We start from the raw sequence: 15,651 nt of genomic DNA, 5'->3' as shown, positions 1-15,651 counted from the left end.
CAGTCCGACAGGGTTAGGGTTCGCGTGATTCCAACTCGGGGTTGGCAGCTCGGTATCGTCACATGGGTGAGCCGCGTAGTTGTAGCCGAGTTCGTACCGTCCGGATCGACAGCATCGGTTCTTCACCAGTGGTGTGAGGTCTTCGCCGAAGGCCAGCGTCACCTGTCCGGAACTGCGCCGACAGCGACGGCGCTGATGGAAATGATCGAGGCCGAGGACGGTTCGGCCGATGTATGGCGTTGGATCGCACGCGACGGCGGAACGGACGAGGTCCTCGGTATCGCCCAGGCGCGACGCAACTCGGCGGAACCTGATCTCGCAGAGTTTCGGATGTACGTGACACCCCACGCGCAGCGACGAGGGGTAGGACGAGCGCTTGCCGAACTCGCCGAAGTCGACATCGCCGGGTTCGGCGTGCGAAGAATCAGAGTGACGGCGCTCGTCGGAAGCGCAGCCGAGCATTTCCTGGGATCGTTCGACGGCCACCGTGTGTTGCTTCGGTTGGCCAACCAGGTTCAGCACCTCAGCCCTCCCACCGCACACAGCGCCCGCCCCGGCTATCGAATCGTCAGTTGGCGCAACCGAACCCCGGACGAGCTGGTCCACTCCTTCTCGGAGGCATTGAACCGACTCCTCGACGCGCCGGGCGCTGAACTGCAGATGCCCGAACGTAATTGGGGAGCCGACGAGGTCAGATCGTGGGAACAGAAGATGACGGGTGGCTCTCAAGTACTCCTGGTGTGCTGCGCGGTCGACGACAGCGTCGGCGAAGTAGCCGCAGCGACAGTGGTGACGGTGGACGAACATGACAGCACCCACGCATCACAGCACGACACCGTGGTACTTCCCCAGCACCGCGGACACGGTCTCGCTCGGTGGGTCAAGGAGCAACAAGCGTCTGTGTTGGCAGCTGAATTTCCCTCGCTGCAAAAGATTTACACAACGGTGAACGCGGAAAACCACCCGATGCTGACCGTCAATCGGAGCCTGGGATACCAGACCGTTGCGGAGCGGATCCTGGTGGAGATCAGGAGAGTCCTGAGTGCGTCGCACAAGCCTCGGTGACGATCTTCCTCCACAGGAGCGGGTGAGACTGCCAGAAGTTGTGCGCGACACCGTCGACGACCTCGAAACTACCGTTAGGCACGAGCTCGGCCAGTTGCTGCAACGGCCACGACGGGCGAATATCGTCGGCCGCCGCGAGAAATGTCATGGGCACGGGTGAGTCGGCCAACTGCCGAAACAGCTGTGGTTCATAGATCCATTCGATGAACGATTCTTGAAGCGATTGCCAGACAACAGGTTCCCAAGGTATCTGCGGGTCCGGCTCGATTCCCGCTTCGTACTGCTTCGACCAGGTCCGGTCCTTGTGGAGGCCGTGCCCCGCGATGCCGACGACGCCGGACACTGATTCCGGACAGTCGAGTGCGTACCGCACCGCCAAGTCGGATCCCCACGAGTGCCCCAACACGACCCAGCTGTCGATCTCGAACGTGCGTCGGACGAGTTCGAGGTCCGCAACCGCCTGCGCCATCGTATGAGCGCCGCCACCGGACCAGCCGACTCCGCGCGGCTCAGGGCACCACGCGCGCATTCCTTCCGGAACCAGCTCGTCGTGAGCAAGATAGTGAACGCATCCCGGGCCGCCGGAGAGAACCAGAACGTCCGCCCCTGCCCCACCGACATCGATGTGAAGACGTACGCCGTCCGTGTCGACCACGTGCCGGGATTCCATGAGCGAAAAGCCTAACGCTTACGCGGGTATCCAGCCGCCGAGACGACAAATGCCGCCTCCATGAGCATCCACCCACCTACCTGCACCGAGAGGTCTCGCTCGGGCACGCTCGACGAGCGCACCGTTCCGGCGGCGAAGGTGGCGATGTCGCCGGACAGACTCGGCAACTGAGCATCCTTGGTCCAGTCATGCCCGAACAGCGGCAGACCTTCGATCTGCAGTCTGTTGTTCCAGGCCGCTTCCGCGGAGGACAGAACGATCTGCGCTGCGAGTTCGCGCGCTCGCAGGTCCTCGTGAGTCTCCCAGGACAAGTTCACCACCACGAACGCGAGGTAGCGAGCCAGGATTGCGTTGAACAGTCCGCCGTCGCCTCCGCCACCGCCCGTGATGACTCCGTACTCGGTCATTCCGTCGTACACCGCGTCGACGAGTTTGTGGACTCGCTCGCGGTGGCGCGGTTCGCCCAATCGCGTCGACAACTCGGTTTCCAACCCCAGCGTGACGCCCTGACAGTACGAATAGATCGCGCGCTCGAGGGTGCCGTCGCGGCGGATACCGTCGAAGATCAGTCCGGAGTCCGGATCCCGCAGCGTCTCGTCGATCCAGTCGGCCGTTGCCTGCGCGCGCCAGAGTTTTCCGGTGCGCGCCAGCATGATTCCGGCGGGTCCGTTTGCCGGGGTGTTGTAGAAATCGGAACCTTTGCACCACGGAATACCGCCGCCGTCGGCCGGGGACCACGAATCGAAGAGTTGCGATTCGAGCGCCTGGACCGCGGTCCGGTGATCGACCGAGAACATACGTTGAGCACGTTCGAGCGAGAGGCCCAGCCACGCCATGTCGTCGTAATAGTTGTTGGTCCACGCCGAGACGTTGCGGACCCGCACACTGCGGGCAACCTTCGCCACCCGGCGACGACGCTTGGGCGTCGGGTCACGTTCGAGCGCGTCGATTGCAGTGTCGAGCAGGTGTGCTTGCCACCAGTAGTGCCACGGCTTGAACATCCGCTCGCGCCGAACAGCAGGCCAGGCAACCACGCCGAGTGCTGTCCGGGGCAGTCCCCACAGGCGCCGAAGGTGACGACTGACTATCGCGCCCTCAGCCGCATCGGCTCGCTCTGCCCACACTTCCTGCATAACTACCTATCCTGTCTGGTCGAGGCGCTACGCGCTAGCCGGAATTCGCGAGCGAGATCAGCGGGAATCGGCGAGATCGGCATGCTCACGTACCCACGCGTGCATCGCAATGCCGGCCGCGACACCGGCGTTGATGCTGCGAGTCGACCCGAATTGCGCGATCGAGACCGTCATGGACGCAACCTCTTTCGCATGATCGGTCACTCCGGGCCCTTCTTGACCGAACAGCAGGATGCACTCTCGCGGCAGGCTTGCCGTTTCCAGCGGCACCGACCCCGGGGTGTTGTCGACGGCAACGATCGTGAGTGAATTCTCACGGGCGTACTCGACGAGCTCGCTGATGTCGGCGTGGTGAACGATGTGTTGGTATCGATCGGTCACCATGGCGCCCCGCCGATTCCAGCGCCGACGCCCCACGATGTGGACCGCGGCCGCAGCAAACGCGTTTGCCGTGCGAACCACCGTGCCGATATTGGCGTCGTGCGCGAAATTCTCGATGGCGACATGCATCGTGTGACGGCGCGAGTCGATGTCCTCGACTATCGCTTCCCGCGTCCAGTACCGGTACTCGTCCAAGACGTTTCGACGATCACCCTCGGCGAGAAGTACGGGGTCGTAGCGCTCGTCTGTCGGCGGTTCCGTGTCGTGCTCCTCGGCCCACGGCCCGACGCCGTTGGGGTTCTCGCCCCACTCGGTGGGTCCCGGTTCACCGGCCCCACCGGAGACGTCGTCGGCTGCGACTTCGGTCATCAGTACACCTCGTTGGAATCTGCAGCCACCGTGAAGCCGTGCGTGGTCTGATCGTTGACACACGAGACGTCTGTCGCGGTGGTCGTACAGGTGAAACCCAGTTTGCTCAGCGGTTGACCGGCCGCCAACACCGGATCGGCGTCGGGACCGCCCGAGGTGTACACCTCTCCGCCCGAACACATGAAAGCACCCTCGCCCTCGTCGGTGACGCGAATACCGTTGCCCCAGTTGACCATGCAGCTCTCCGGCCGCGGCGGAACCGGAGTGGTCGTTCCCTCGCACCCGGCTTCGATTCTGGTGGGCAACTTGATGATGCCGCACTGGAAGTTCCCGTCGGGAGTGGTGAAGTAGTACGACTCGTTGCGCTCGAACTGCACGTCCGTGAGCGTCGTCGTCGGTGGCAGCGTCGTGGTCGGTGGTTCGGTGGTCGTGGGGACGACGGGCGCGACGGTGGTGGTTGTCGTCGGCACTGCGGTAGTGGTGGTCGAACTTGGCTGCGCCGCTACGGTCGGCGCTGAATCCGCCTCCCCGCCGCACCCTGCGAGCACGAGCGCCGACCCGACGCCCAACAAGACGAACCCCACCCGAACACGAACCACCCGACTACCTCCACACACGTCATCTTGGCCCAGCAACAGCCGACAGTGCACTCTATCGTGTGGTCGACTAAGTGCTGGTGACGCGCTTGTTCATCAGCCGTGAGAGCCACGCGGGCGAGAACCGCGACGCACTGAGAAAGAGCTTCGCCTGCGTTCCGACCGGGTAGTGAACCTTGTGTACGCGTCCGGCGCCGCGTGTGGCCGCCCACAGCTCCTTCGCGACATCGGTGGCAGTCAGCTTGATACCCAACGATCTGGTGGCTCCGGTGTCCATTCCAGTGACCATCGCGGTCTGGACGAACAACGGCCAGAGCGCGAGAACACGGATGTCGTGCTGTGCCCATTCCAGATCGAGCGCCTCGGTCAGGCCGCGGATCGCGAACTTGGTTGCACCGTACGTCGCCAGTTCGGGCTGGCCGTAGATCGCCGAAGCGGAGCACAGATTGACCACCTGAGCGCCGACGGTATCGCGGAGGTACGGGAAAGCCGTGTGCGTGCCGTTGAGGGTGCCGGTGATGTTGATGTCGACCATTCGGCGATGCGCCGCAAGAGAAATATCCTCGAACCGTCCCGAGGAGAGCACGCCCGCATTGTTGATCAGGATGTCCAGACGCCCGGACTCCCCGGCAAAATCGGCCAGACACTGCGCCCATCCCACCGGATCGGTGACGTCCAGGACACCCGTCACGACGCTCCCCCCGAAACCGTCGATCTCGGCCTTCAAGGAGGCAAGGCCGGCGTCGTCGATGTCGAACGCGCCGACGCGGTATCCGTTGCGCGCGAACAACAGCGACGTCTCCCGCCCGATTCCAGCCGCAGCACCGGTGATGAAGATGTTCGGTTCGCTCATCCGGTCAGGCTATCCTGGATGTGGAGGAAATCTGATGAATCACCGTCGCGTCGTACACACCGTGTGTTTCATCGCGGTGGGATATCTGATCGTGCTCGCGGTGTGGCTCGGATGGCTGGTCGAGCACACCCCACCTGGCACTCTGCCCTATCAGATCGGCGGGCTACTCGCCGCTTTCGGCTCGGTACTCGGATTCGGAATGGCCTGGGCCAATCGACCGACCCGCGCCGAGCGCAAGCTCGAAAAGCACGGCCTCGAAGGGTGGGCACGAATCGACAAGGTCACACCCCTGCGCCGAACCGTCGACGGCGAGTTGGCCAAGCTCGCACTCCGCCTCACGGTTCCAGGTTCCGATTCGTACTCGGGCCGGATCGAGTACGAGATCCGACCCGAGTTCAAAGACAAGATCACTCCCGGATCCACGGTCACCGTCATGGTGGACCCGAAGAACCGAGACCGAATCATGCTGTGCCCGTGAAAAACTAGACGCTCTTCTTGCGTCCCAGCGCCAACATGCCCTCCACCAGCATCAGTTGCGCTCCCGCGTACGACGCCAGGATCACACCCTCGGCAGCGGCGCGGCCGGCGGTCCCTCGAATGAACAGTCGACGCACCACGATCAGCCCGTCGGACGCGGTGAAGAGCACTCCGCCCAATCCGAGCCAGGAGCGTCGATCCTTGTTCGGGACGACAACGTCGAGCACGGCCTTGGACTGCGGTGCCAGAGCGGGGTCCGCCGACAACGTCGAGGTGGTTCCCAACATCAATCCGTATCCGGTGAGCGGCGTCGACACGCTCGGTGCCTTGGCACGGAGCAGACCGGACGCCGTCGACCAACCGCTGATGCGGGGTTTGAGGGCAGCACGGGTCGGCCGTGCCCCGCGGCGCAGGAGAAGAGCCGAGTAACTGGCCTGCATCACCGCGAACGACGACGCGCCCTTGATCAGACGAGCATCGTTGTCCGGGTCGATCATGAACACGTCGCCGACGGTCGCAGCGGCGAGGCCGGCGAGAAGCAGTGCGGTATCGGCTGTTTCCGTCTCCGAGCGCTTGCGCAGCACTCGGGCCGCCAAGGCAGGTGCAATCAGCGGCTTCGCGATCTGCTGAACCCGCTCGTTACCGACCACTGCCCCGACCACCGTCGCTGCCGTCGCCGCCGCAAAAACTGCGTGCTCGATGCCCCACTTGCCCGCCATCACAATCCTCCTGTTGGTTACACGTCCAACAGCGACCGTACTGGGTCACTCAGGCAGCATCGCCGGATTTGACGTCCGCGCCGTAGACATCGACGTATTCCTGCCCCGACTGGTCACAGAGCACCGCCATCAATTCGTCCGTCGCCGCGCGCACGACGGCCTGGTAGCCACGAAGTTCGCGGTACCGAGAGAAGTCGATCGGCTCCCCTACCGTGATCCGGACCTTGCTGAAGCGCCACATCCGCGTACCCGGCGGGTTGACTGCGTCGCCGCCGTGCACGACGACGGGAATGACCGGCGCCCCGGTTTCCAAGGCGACACGAATCGCTCCGGTCTTTCCCTTGTACAGGCATCCGTCGGGCGATCGCGTTCCCTCGGGATAGATCCCCCAGACGCCGCCTTTGTCGAGAATTCCGATGGCCGTGTCCAATGCCGCACGGGAGGCATCGGCGCCACTACGGTCGATCGGCACCTGACCCGCCCCACCGAAGAACCAGCGCTGCATCGCGCCCTTCACACCGGTCCCCGTGAAATATTCACTCTTCGCGACGAAGGTGATGCGCCGGCGCACCATGAGGACCAGGAAGAACGAGTCGACGACTGCCCGATGGTTTCCGGCGAGAATCACCGGCCCTTTCTTGGGGATGTGGTGCTGCCCCTCGATCGTCGGCCGCCCGAACAGCCAGAGGACCGGGCCGATCAGAACGTATTTGAACAGCCAATAGAGCACAGGGCATCACCTTTTCCGTCTAGTAGACAGTGTCTACGTCCAGAATAATAGACACTGTCTTCCATGACTGTCAGCAGCCTTCGCGAAACACTCGTCGCCACCGGCGTCGAGATTCTCGATGCCGACGGCGCCACAGAACTGACGCTACGGGAGATCGCGCGTCGGGCGGGCGTGTCGCACGGCGCCCCGCGGAGATACTTTCCGACCCACAACAGCCTGCTTGCCGCAATTGCCTCACACGGCCTGCGCGATCTCACCGAAAGACTCCAACCGGCACTTGTCGGCAAACAACCCGCTCGTAGCCGATTGATCTCGGCAGCAATCGAATACGTGTCATTCGCCCAGGAGCGGCCGGCGATGTTCGAGTTGATATTTCGCCACGACCTCCTCGAAGCCGCCGGCAGCAACCTCCGAGAGTCGTCACTCCCGCTCTTCGCCGCCCTGCAAGCCTTGACCGAAGAGGCCGACGCGTCCGATCCCACCACTTCTGCGGTGAACATCTGGACCGGAACCCACGGCATCGCAGTGCTGGCGGCAAATCGAAGCCTCGCGCTCGTTGCACCCGGCCTCGACATCGCGGCACTGGTCACCACAAGTGTGACGGACCACCTTTTACGGACTCGTTGATTTACATAGTTACCCTATGCAATAATATTTTTCGTGACAGATGAAGAGCAGCAACTGCACGAACTACTCGTCGACCTCGTGAGCAACACGCACCGCTTCGCGAAGCTGGCAGGTTCTTTCGCGTCCGATCAGTACCCACGCGCCTGGCTGCGCGCGCTCTCACTCCTCGAGGAATACGGCGAAATGCGGATCAGCGATTTCGCTCGACTCGACAGAAGCTCGCAGCCCTCTGCCACTGCCCTACTGCGCAAACTCGGCGAGAACGGTTACGTCGAACGCCGCGCCGACCCGGAGGACGCCCGCGCAGTGCGCGTCGCCATGACCGAGAAGGGTCGAAAGATCCTGAACGACGGCCGAAACGAGATCGCCGACGCTCTAGTCCCCCACTTCGTCGAACTCGGGCCCGAGCAGATCAAGAAACTGGCCGACGGATTGGCCGAATTGCGGTCCATCATCAAGACTTCCGACCCCAGCTGAAATACCAACCACTGAAAAAGGAGGTGGCCGTGAGCAACACGACCGCGACATCAACGCACCAGAACGAGGCTCCGCCGAGCCTCCTGAAACAACCGAAAGCGGTGTGGGCGGTAGCCTTTGCCAGCGTCATCGCCTTCATGGGCATCGGATTGGTCGATCCGATCCTCAAGCCGATCGGCGAACAACTCGACGCCACACCGTCGCAGGTTTCGCTCCTGTTCACCAGCTACATGCTCGTCACCGGCGTGGCCATGCTCATCACCGGTGTGGTGTCCAGCCGCATCGGCGCCAAGAAAACACTTCTTGTAGGCCTTGCCATCATCATCGTGTTCGCCTCTCTGGCAGGCGCTTCCAGCACCATCGGCCAGATCGTCGGATTCCGTGCCGGCTGGGGACTGGGCAATGCACTCTTCATCGCAACGGCACTGGCGGCCATCGTCGGCGCGGCCAGCGGCGGCGTCGCACGGGCGATCATCCTGTACGAGGCTGCACTGGGCATCGGTATCGCGGTTGGACCGCTGGTCGGCGGCGTTCTCGGTGACATCAGCTGGCGCGCACCGTTCTTCGGCGTCGCAGCCCTGATGGCGGTTGCTTTCATTCTCATCGTCGTGATGCTTCCGAGCGCACCCAAGCCCGAACACCACACGTCCATCGCTGCACCGTTCCAGGCGCTGCGACACCGCGGGCTACTCACCGTTGCCATCACCGCGCTGCTCTACAACTACGGATTCTTCACGCTGCTCGCGTACACACCGTTCCCCCTCGACATGGGGGCGTACCCGATCGGATTCATCTTCTTCGGATGGGGCCTGATGCTGGCGATCTCGTCGGTTTTCCTCGCTCCTCGCCTGCAACGACGCTTCGGCACACTACCGATGATGATGCTGGCGCTGACACTGTTCGCACTCGACCTCGGCATGATGGCGCTCTTCACCGAGAACAAGATCGTCTTGATCGTGGGTGTCGTCCTCGCCGGGTTGTTCCTCGGTGTGAACAACACACTCATCACCGAAACCGTCATGATCTCGGCGCCCGTGGAACGGTCGACCGCCTCGGCTGCCTACAGCTTCGTTCGATTCGTCGGCGGCGCCGCAGCTCCGTGGGTAGCCGGCAAGCTCGGCGAGTCCAACGTCCACATGCCGTTCTGGGTCGGCGCGGTGCTCACCCTCGCCGCCGTGTTCGTCCTGTCGAGCGGACGCAAGGTCCTCGCTCACGTCGACGACCACGATCCCGCGCCGCACAGCGTCGACGAAGCACTCGCCGTCACCGTCGGCGACTGACCCTGTGAGTGGTTGAGGAGTGCAGGGACTCCTTAACCACTCACGGGGCATCAGCTCAGGTTCAGATCTTCCAGGCCCAGCAGCGATCGGTACTCGACGCCCTCGGCGCCGATAATCGCGTCCGCACCCGTCGCGCGATCGACGACGGTAGCGACTCCGACCACTGTGGCCCCTGCCTCGCGCAGAGCCTTCACTGCTGTCAACGGAGAATTGCCCGTCGTGGTCGTGTCCTCGACAACCAGGACACGCTTGCCCACGATGTCCGGGCCCTCGATCTGACGCTGCATCCCATGAGCCTTCGCAGCCTTGCGAACGACAAACGCGTCGATCGGGCGTCCGGGAGCGTGCATCACCGCCATCGCAACCGGATCGGCGCCCATCGTCAAACCTCCGACGGCGTCGAAATCCCAGTCCGCGACCAGTTCACGCAGCAGCGAGCCGATCAGCGGCGCCGCCTTGTGATGAAGTGTCGCGCGGCGAAGGTCGACGTAGTAGTCGGCTTCCTTGCCCGAAGACAACGTCACCTTTCCGTGTACAACAGCCAATTCGCGCACCAGCGCAGCCAAATCCTCACGATCGCTCATGAGTGCTCAGCCTACCGACCACTGGCTTATGTTCGGCTTCTGCCTCTGGGCTACGTGCGGCTACTGCCTCTGGGCTACGTGCGACTGCTGCCTCTGGGCTACGTTCGCCCGCGGCCTCGTCCAACGATGTTGGTCAACCGGCGAACCAGCCCCTTGGGAACCAGACGCCCAGCCGTCGTGAGGACCTTGTACTGAATTCCCGGAATGCTGATGACCTTGTCGTCACCGAGATCCTTCATCGACGCCGCAACCACCTGGTCGACGCTCAACCACATCGGCTTGGGGATCGTGGACATCTCGATGCCAGCACGCTCGTGGAACTCGGTGCGGATGAAGCCCGGGCACAGCGCCTGAACGCGCACTCCCGTCCCGGCCAACCCGCCGGAAAGCCCTTCGGTGAACGAAATGACATAGGCCTTGCTTGCCGAATACGTCGAACCCCGCCCGGAGAGCAGGCCCGCGACGCTCGCCACATTGACAATCGTTCCGTGCGCCGACGCGATCATGCTGGGCAGCGCCGCACGGGTCAGCCGCATCACGGCGGTGACGTTGACGTCGAGTTGAGACTGAAGAAGCGCCGGATCTGCAGTCCAGAACTCACCGGAGGTACCGAATCCGGCGTTGTTCACCAACACCTCGACGCCCTTCTCCAGACGAAGCGCGACGGTGTCGCGTCCAGCCTCCGATGCGAGATCGGCAACCAGAATCTCCGACTCGGTGCCGAACATCGTCTTCAACTCGGACGCGAGGTCGTGCAATCTGACCTCGTCACGTGCGACGAGAACCAGGTCGTATCCGAGGGAGGCGTATTTCTTGGCGAAACCGGCGCCGAGACCAGAGGTAGGTCCGGTCACCAGGGCAACGGGACGCACAGGGCGATCCGAGTGGGAAGTCGACATACCGGCCACGCTAGTGGTTATCGCGGCTGGACGGGAACCTTAAAGGTCAGTCGACCGGGCGAATTGTGCCCGAGCGCTGGGACGCCGGACGCTGAGCCGGCTTGTCAGCCGCCTCGGGCTTGCGCAGCGATTGATCCGGACGTGGCGCAGATTCCCGCGGTGCAGGCTCACGCGGTGCGGACTCACGCGGGGCAAATTCACGCGGCGGAGCTTCACGGGGCGGCTGCTCTTGACGCGAACGGGGCTGTTCTACCGGATCCGGAGTTGGGCGAGACTTCTCGGCGCCCGGCCGCGGGCGGCTCGGATCGTGATCGACCTCGAGTTCGTTGGGATCGGTGACGGGAGGCAGGACATGCAGAATGCCGGACAGGCGCGCAACCGACTCGATTGCAGCGTCCCAATCCCGGCCGTTACTGGTCACCGGAAGCGAACCGAGCGTCCACTGCCCTTCGCTCCACAGCATGCTGATCGACGGCGGAACCGATTCGGTGAACGCCACCATGCGCTGATCACAGACACGACGTGCGATCTCGAGATCGGTCGCGAAGACGACTCGTGAACCGATCGCACCCAGCAGGTTCAGGTCGCCGTCCTTGGGCGGAGCCGTCGATTTCAACCGAAGATCGATGTCGACGTCCGACCCGATCTCGCGGCGAACGGCGACGATGGTTGCGGTCTCTTCCAGGTCGAACAGCACGAACTGCTCTCCGCGACGACGGCCGCGGACGACGTCGGTGGCAGTGAGGTAGTCCTGCTTCGCCATGACCGCGCGATGCCATTCGCCTGCGAGCTGATCGTCAGTGGCCGTGTACGTGTATCCCTGCGCCTTGGCCCAGATCTGACGCACTCGCCCGGATTGATCTCGCCTCGTCCTGTCGACGTACAGGAGCGCACCCGCGCCTGCGAGTGCAATTGCTGCCAGTCCGAACCACATTCCAGTCATCACCCTCCAGGGTAGCGACTCGCGGCCTCAACCTCCCGCGACACCCTGGTGGACTCGCCTGATGTGTCGTGAACGACTCAGTTGCCGAACTTCGGCAACGACGTACTCAGAATCGTGTTGGCGGTCATCGTGCCGTTCTCCACCGGAGTTCCGTCGACGACGATGTTGTCTCCTGGTTGCAGATCGGCGATCGTGGCGCGGTTGAGCGCGATGAGGGTGGTGTCGGCTGTGGTCAGAACCGTCACCTGCGATCCACCGATCGAATCGATGACCAACGTGCCGCCGTCGTTCGACTTGACGGTGCCGACGGCTCCCCCGGCGTCGCCGATGACTTCGCCGAGCCCGCCCGGGAGCTGGCTGAGCGGGGAATCCGTCGTCGGAGTCGGTGCCGTGGTGCTCGCCTTCGGCGGTGTGGTGGTCGGCGCCTGCGTCGTGGTTGTCGGGGGAACGAAAGCGGTCTGGGTGCCCTTGTCGTTCGAACCGAACGCCGAGAACGCGATGATCGCGATCACGGCGACCAGGATCCCGACCACGCCGGCGGCCACCCATGTCGCGAGCTTGCGCTTCTTGCCGCCTCCCGACGACCCGTCTTCGATGAACGGCTGTTCCGGCGGGACACCACCGCCACCACCGGCAACCGGATACTGCTGTGTATTTCCGTACTGCTGCGTACTTCCGTACTGATCCGTGGTCCCGTACTGCTGGGCCGTGTACGGCGGATAGGCCTGCGTCGCTCCGGGCGGCGGCGCCTGCGGATCGAACTGCGGGTTGTAGGCAGGGAACGCCTGAGTGGGATTCGGCTGCTGCCCCTGCTGCCCCAAGTACTCCGTGTTCTGATCCGGGCCACCGTAGGGATACTGCTGTGCCCCCGGCTGCTGACCGAAGTACTCCGTCGGCTGGTTCGGATTCTGGCCGGACACCGTCCCGTACTGCTCTGTCGGCTGGTCGGGCGTACGCCCCCACACCTCGGTGGCCTCGGGATCCTCACGGCGCGGCCCACCCGAGTTACGCGGATCGTTCTGATCGGTCATGCCTGGCTCACCTTCGGTTGGGACGAAAGAGCGTCGAAGTCGTTCGGAGAGGCGCGGGTGCAGACATCCCCAGTTCGAGCATCCAGCCATCCAGGGTAGAACAAAATGCGAATGCCCCGCCGATCCACTTGGATCGACGGGGCATTCCACTTACCGAATCAGGACAGAACCAACTGATCCGCGTCCTCACTGACACCGACGTGCACGGTGTCGCCGTCCTGGACCTTGCCGGCCAGGAGCAGCTTGGCGAGCTGGTCGCCGATCGACTGCTGAACGAGTCGACGCAATGGCCGAGCGCCGTACAGCGGGTCGTAGCCGCGCACCGCGAGCCACATCCGAGCCGCACCGTTCACCTCGAGGGTGAGACGACGCGCAGCCAGACGCTTCTGCAGCTGCTCGAGCTGGATGTCCACGATGTGCTCCAACTGCTCTTCGGAGAGCGAGTCGAAGACGACCACGTCGTCGAGACGGTTGATGAACTCGGGCTTGAACGCGTGGCGTACCGCGTCCATGACCTGCTCCCGCGTGCCACCGGATCCCAGGTTGGAGGTCAGGATCAGGATGGTGTTGCGGAAGTCCACCGTGCGGCCTTGACCGTCGGTGAGACGGCCTTCGTCGAGCACTGCAAGCAGGACGTCGAACACGTCGGGGTGTGCCTTCTCGACCTCGTCGAAGAGGACCACCGAGTACGGGCGTCGCCGAACTGCTTCGGTGAGCTGGCCGCCGGCTTCGTAGCCGACGTATCCCGGAGGGGCACCGACGAGTCGGGCCACCGAGTGCTTCTCACCGTATTCGCTCATGTCGATGCGGATCATCGCGCGCTCGTCGTCGAAGAGGAAGTCCGCCAAGGCTTTGGCGAGCTCCGTCTTACCGACGCCGGTCGGGCCGAGGAACAGGAAGGAACCGGTGGGCCGATTGGGGTCGGCGACACCTGCTCGGGCGCGGCGAACCGCATCCGAGACGGCGACGACGGCGTCGGTCTGGCCGACGACGCGCTTGCCGAGTTCGGACTCCATGCGGAGCAGTTTCTCGGTCTCGCCTTCCATCATCCGGCCGGCCGGAATGCCGGTCCAGGCTGCGACCACGTCTGCGACGTCGTCCGGCCCGACCTCTTCCTTGAGCATCACGTCACCGTCGGAGGCGGCTCCGGAAGCGACTGCTGCCTCTTCCAGTTCCTTCTCCAGCGCCGGGATGCGGCCGTAGCGCAACTCGGCTGCCTTGCCCAGATCGCCGTCACGCTCAGCGCGTTCGGACTCTCCTCGCAGGGTTTCGAGCTGTTCCTTCAGCACGCGCACCGAGTCGATGGCCTGCTTTTCGTTCTGCCAGCGGGTGCTGAGCTGATTGAGCTTTTCGCGATCGTCGGCGAGTTCCTGACGCAGCTTCTCGAGCCGAGCCTTGGACGCGTCGTCGGTTTCCTTCTCGAGTGCCACTTCTTCGATTTCGAGTCGGCGAACAGTGCGTTCCACCTCGTCGATCTCGACGGGTCGCGAGTCGATCTCCATACGAAGTCGCGATGCGGCTTCGTCCACGAGGTCGATGGCCTTGTCCGGCAGGAACCGCGAGGTGATGTACCGGTCCGACAGCGCGGCAGCAGCCACCAACGCGGAGTCGGTGATGCGTACGCCGTGGTGAACCTCGTAGCGCTCCTTGAGACCGCGCAGGATGCCGATGGTGTCCTCGACCGAGGGCTCACCGACGAGCACCTGCTGGAAACGACGCTCGAGTGCTGCGTCCTTCTCGATGTACTTGCGGTACTCCTCGAGCGTGGTGGCACCGACCAGCCGCAGCTCACCGCGGGCGAGCATCGGCTTGATCATGTTGCCTGCGTCCATCGCGGATTCACCGGTGGCGCCGGCGCCGACGATGGTGTGCAACTCGTCGATGAAGGTGATGACCTGTCCGGCACTGTTCTTGATGTCGTCGAGAACTGCCTTGAGGCGTTCCTCGAATTCACCGCGGAACTTGGCACCGGCGACCATGGACCCGAGGTCCAGGGACACGACGGTCTTGCCTCGAAGCGATTCCGGGACGTCACCCGCGACGATGCGTTGGGCAAGGCCCTCCACGATCGCGGTCTTGCCGACGCCGGGCTCACCGATGAGTACCGGGTTGTTCTTGGTACGACGCGAGAGCACCTGCACGACACGGCGAATCTCGGTGTCGCGACCGATCACCGGGTCGAGCTTGCCGCTACGTGCAGCTTCGGTGAGGTCGGTGGAGTACTTTTCCAGCGCTTGGTAGGTGCCTTCGGGCTCCGGGCTGGTGACGCGAGCGCTGCCGCGGACGGTGGTGAAGGCTTCCCGCAATGCGTCCTGGGTAGCGCCATGACGTACGAGCAACTGCGCGACGTCGGAGTCGCCGCCGGCCAGTCCGTAGAGGACGTGCTCGGTGGAGACGTATTCGTCGTCCATCTCGGTGGCGAGGTGCTGAGCAGCAGTGAGTGCCGCGAGTGCCTCACGCCCGAGTTGCGGGGTGGAGCTTGCGCCGGTTGTCTTGGGCAGGCGATCGACGATTGCCTGTGCTTCACGGTGTACGACCGTGGGGTCGACGCCTACAGCTTTGAGTAGTGGGGCAGCGATGCCGTCGGTCTGGTCGAGCAATGCGACCAGCAGATGGGCAGGCCGGATATCGGGATTACCCGCCGACGACGCCGACTGCAGTGCAGCCGTCATCGCAGCCTGGGTCTTGGTTGTTGGTGTGAACGAGTCCACTTGTCACCTTTCTGGCGAAGTCGAACGGGAAGAGCCGCGACCGGTTGGTATTGCGACTGTGTCAATATGCTCAACGCGGACAAACTTGAGTCTATTCCGCTCAAGT

General features: G+C 63.7%; 17 protein-coding genes. 5 read left to right on the top strand and 12 right to left on the bottom strand.

What is annotated here, in order from left to right; all coding sequences use genetic code 11:
- Nucleotides 1–66: 66 nt before the first annotated feature.
- On the top strand, nt 67–1,065 hold the full coding sequence (locus R4P70_RS12780) for a GNAT family N-acetyltransferase (RefSeq protein ID WP_317830891.1): 999 nt from the start codon (nt 67–69) through the stop codon (nt 1,063–1,065).
- On the opposite strand, the gene R4P70_RS12775 is transcribed toward R4P70_RS12780, so the two are convergent.
- The 5 genes from R4P70_RS12775 to R4P70_RS12755 form a co-directional block, all read right to left on the bottom strand.
- Nucleotides 1,028–1,735, bottom strand: a complete 708-nt coding sequence (locus tag R4P70_RS12775; protein ID WP_317830890.1) for an alpha/beta hydrolase — start codon at nt 1,733–1,735, stop codon at nt 1,028–1,030. The two genes, R4P70_RS12780 and R4P70_RS12775, sit on opposite strands and share 38 nt — an antisense overlap.
- Nucleotides 1,736–1,746: 11 nt before the next feature.
- Complete coding sequence (locus R4P70_RS12770) at nt 1,747–2,868, bottom strand: glycoside hydrolase family 76 protein (RefSeq protein ID WP_019749443.1); 1,122 nt, start codon at nt 2,866–2,868, stop codon at nt 1,747–1,749.
- A 57-nt stretch (nt 2,869–2,925) separates the two neighbouring features.
- On the bottom strand, nt 2,926–3,618 hold the full coding sequence (locus R4P70_RS12765) for a TrmH family RNA methyltransferase (protein WP_019749442.1): 693 nt from the start codon (nt 3,616–3,618) through the stop codon (nt 2,926–2,928).
- Nucleotides 3,618–4,217, bottom strand: a complete 600-nt coding sequence (locus R4P70_RS12760; RefSeq protein ID WP_020968805.1) for a DUF6636 domain-containing protein — start codon at nt 4,215–4,217, stop codon at nt 3,618–3,620. The genes R4P70_RS12765 and R4P70_RS12760 overlap by 1 nt, the downstream gene beginning before the upstream one ends.
- Nucleotides 4,218–4,284: 67 nt before the next feature.
- The gene (locus R4P70_RS12755; protein ID WP_317830889.1) at nt 4,285–5,067 is read right to left on the bottom strand and encodes an SDR family oxidoreductase; all 783 of its coding nucleotides are present in this window, start codon (nt 5,065–5,067) and stop codon (nt 4,285–4,287) included.
- A 34-nt stretch (nt 5,068–5,101) separates the two neighbouring features.
- Here R4P70_RS12755 and R4P70_RS12750 point away from each other — a divergent pair, with 34 nt between their 5' ends.
- Nucleotides 5,102–5,545: a hypothetical protein gene (locus tag R4P70_RS12750; RefSeq protein WP_020906637.1), complete on the top strand. Its 444-nt coding sequence runs from the start codon at nt 5,102–5,104 to the stop codon at nt 5,543–5,545.
- 4 nt (nt 5,546–5,549) lie between these two features.
- Here the strand turns inward: R4P70_RS12750 and R4P70_RS12745 are convergent, their stop codons facing one another.
- Nucleotides 5,550–6,263: a lysoplasmalogenase gene (locus tag R4P70_RS12745; protein ID WP_021343244.1), complete on the bottom strand. Its 714-nt coding sequence runs from the start codon at nt 6,261–6,263 to the stop codon at nt 5,550–5,552.
- A 49-nt stretch (nt 6,264–6,312) separates the two neighbouring features.
- Nucleotides 6,313–6,993: a lysophospholipid acyltransferase family protein gene (locus R4P70_RS12740; protein ID WP_003944312.1), complete on the bottom strand. Its 681-nt coding sequence runs from the start codon at nt 6,991–6,993 to the stop codon at nt 6,313–6,315.
- A gap of 63 nt (nt 6,994–7,056) precedes the next feature.
- On the opposite strand from R4P70_RS12740, the gene R4P70_RS12735 reads away from it, so the two are divergent.
- Genes R4P70_RS12735 through R4P70_RS12725 form a run of 3 tightly spaced genes read left to right on the top strand, consistent with a single transcriptional unit; the run spans nt 7,057 to nt 9,377 of the window.
- Complete coding sequence (locus tag R4P70_RS12735) at nt 7,057–7,620, top strand: TetR/AcrR family transcriptional regulator (RefSeq protein WP_019749436.1); 564 nt, start codon at nt 7,057–7,059, stop codon at nt 7,618–7,620.
- Between the two features lie 33 nt (nt 7,621–7,653).
- A complete protein-coding gene (locus R4P70_RS12730) occupies nt 7,654–8,097 on the top strand; it encodes a MarR family winged helix-turn-helix transcriptional regulator (protein WP_020906635.1) in 444 nt (147 codons plus the stop codon).
- A gap of 23 nt (nt 8,098–8,120) precedes the next feature.
- A complete protein-coding gene (locus tag R4P70_RS12725) occupies nt 8,121–9,377 on the top strand; it encodes an MFS transporter (protein WP_020906634.1) in 1,257 nt (418 codons plus the stop codon).
- A gap of 50 nt (nt 9,378–9,427) precedes the next feature.
- On the opposite strand, the gene pyrE is transcribed toward R4P70_RS12725, so the two are convergent.
- From pyrE to clpB, 5 genes are all read right to left on the bottom strand, one after another.
- Complete coding sequence (gene pyrE, locus R4P70_RS12720) at nt 9,428–9,961, bottom strand: orotate phosphoribosyltransferase (RefSeq protein WP_019749433.1); 534 nt, start codon at nt 9,959–9,961, stop codon at nt 9,428–9,430.
- Between the two features lie 98 nt (nt 9,962–10,059).
- Nucleotides 10,060–10,860: an SDR family NAD(P)-dependent oxidoreductase gene (locus R4P70_RS12715; protein WP_029254745.1), complete on the bottom strand. Its 801-nt coding sequence runs from the start codon at nt 10,858–10,860 to the stop codon at nt 10,060–10,062.
- Between the two features lie 46 nt (nt 10,861–10,906).
- A complete protein-coding gene (locus R4P70_RS12710) occupies nt 10,907–11,794 on the bottom strand; it encodes a hypothetical protein (RefSeq protein WP_020968800.1) in 888 nt (295 codons plus the stop codon).
- 86 nt (nt 11,795–11,880) lie between these two features.
- A complete protein-coding gene (locus R4P70_RS12705) occupies nt 11,881–12,834 on the bottom strand; it encodes a hypothetical protein (protein WP_182261677.1) in 954 nt (317 codons plus the stop codon).
- A 158-nt stretch (nt 12,835–12,992) separates the two neighbouring features.
- Complete coding sequence (gene clpB / locus R4P70_RS12700; RefSeq protein ID WP_020906630.1) at nt 12,993–15,545, bottom strand: ATP-dependent chaperone ClpB; 2,553 nt, start codon at nt 15,543–15,545, stop codon at nt 12,993–12,995.
- Between the last annotated feature and the right edge of the window lie 106 nt (nt 15,546–15,651).

Origin of the sequence: Rhodococcus sp. IEGM 1241 (assembly GCF_033142365.1) — a bacterium.
Taxonomy (GTDB): Bacteria; Actinomycetota; Actinomycetes; order Mycobacteriales; family Mycobacteriaceae; genus Rhodococcus_F; species Rhodococcus_F erythropolis.
Note: the sequence above shows the minus strand (reverse complement) of the source record. Positions and strands in the feature narration are given on the sequence as shown.

Excerpts from the sequence above, each read along its gene's own strand:
- R4P70_RS12775 (WP_317830890.1), bottom strand. The coding sequence starts at position 1,735 with ATGGAATCCCGGCACGTGGTCGACACGGACGGCGTACGTCTTCACATC.
- R4P70_RS12770 (WP_019749443.1), bottom strand. The coding sequence starts at position 2,868 with ATGCAGGAAGTGTGGGCAGAGCGAGCCGATGCGGCTGAGGGCGCGATA.
- R4P70_RS12765 (WP_019749442.1), bottom strand. The coding sequence starts at position 3,618 with ATGACCGAAGTCGCAGCCGACGACGTCTCCGGTGGGGCCGGTGAACCG.
- R4P70_RS12755 (WP_317830889.1), bottom strand. The coding sequence starts at position 5,067 with ATGAGCGAACCGAACATCTTCATCACCGGTGCTGCGGCTGGAATCGGG.
- R4P70_RS12750 (WP_020906637.1), top strand. The coding sequence starts at position 5,102 with ATGAATCACCGTCGCGTCGTACACACCGTGTGTTTCATCGCGGTGGGA.
- R4P70_RS12745 (WP_021343244.1), bottom strand. The coding sequence starts at position 6,263 with ATGGCGGGCAAGTGGGGCATCGAGCACGCAGTTTTTGCGGCGGCGACG.
- R4P70_RS12735 (WP_019749436.1), top strand. The coding sequence starts at position 7,057 with ATGACTGTCAGCAGCCTTCGCGAAACACTCGTCGCCACCGGCGTCGAG.
- pyrE (WP_019749433.1), bottom strand. The coding sequence starts at position 9,961 with ATGAGCGATCGTGAGGATTTGGCTGCGCTGGTGCGCGAATTGGCTGTT.
- R4P70_RS12715 (WP_029254745.1), bottom strand. The coding sequence starts at position 10,860 with ATGTCGACTTCCCACTCGGATCGCCCTGTGCGTCCCGTTGCCCTGGTG.
- R4P70_RS12710 (WP_020968800.1), bottom strand. The coding sequence starts at position 11,794 with ATGTGGTTCGGACTGGCAGCAATTGCACTCGCAGGCGCGGGTGCGCTC.
- R4P70_RS12705 (WP_182261677.1), bottom strand. The coding sequence starts at position 12,834 with ATGACCGATCAGAACGATCCGCGTAACTCGGGTGGGCCGCGCCGTGAG.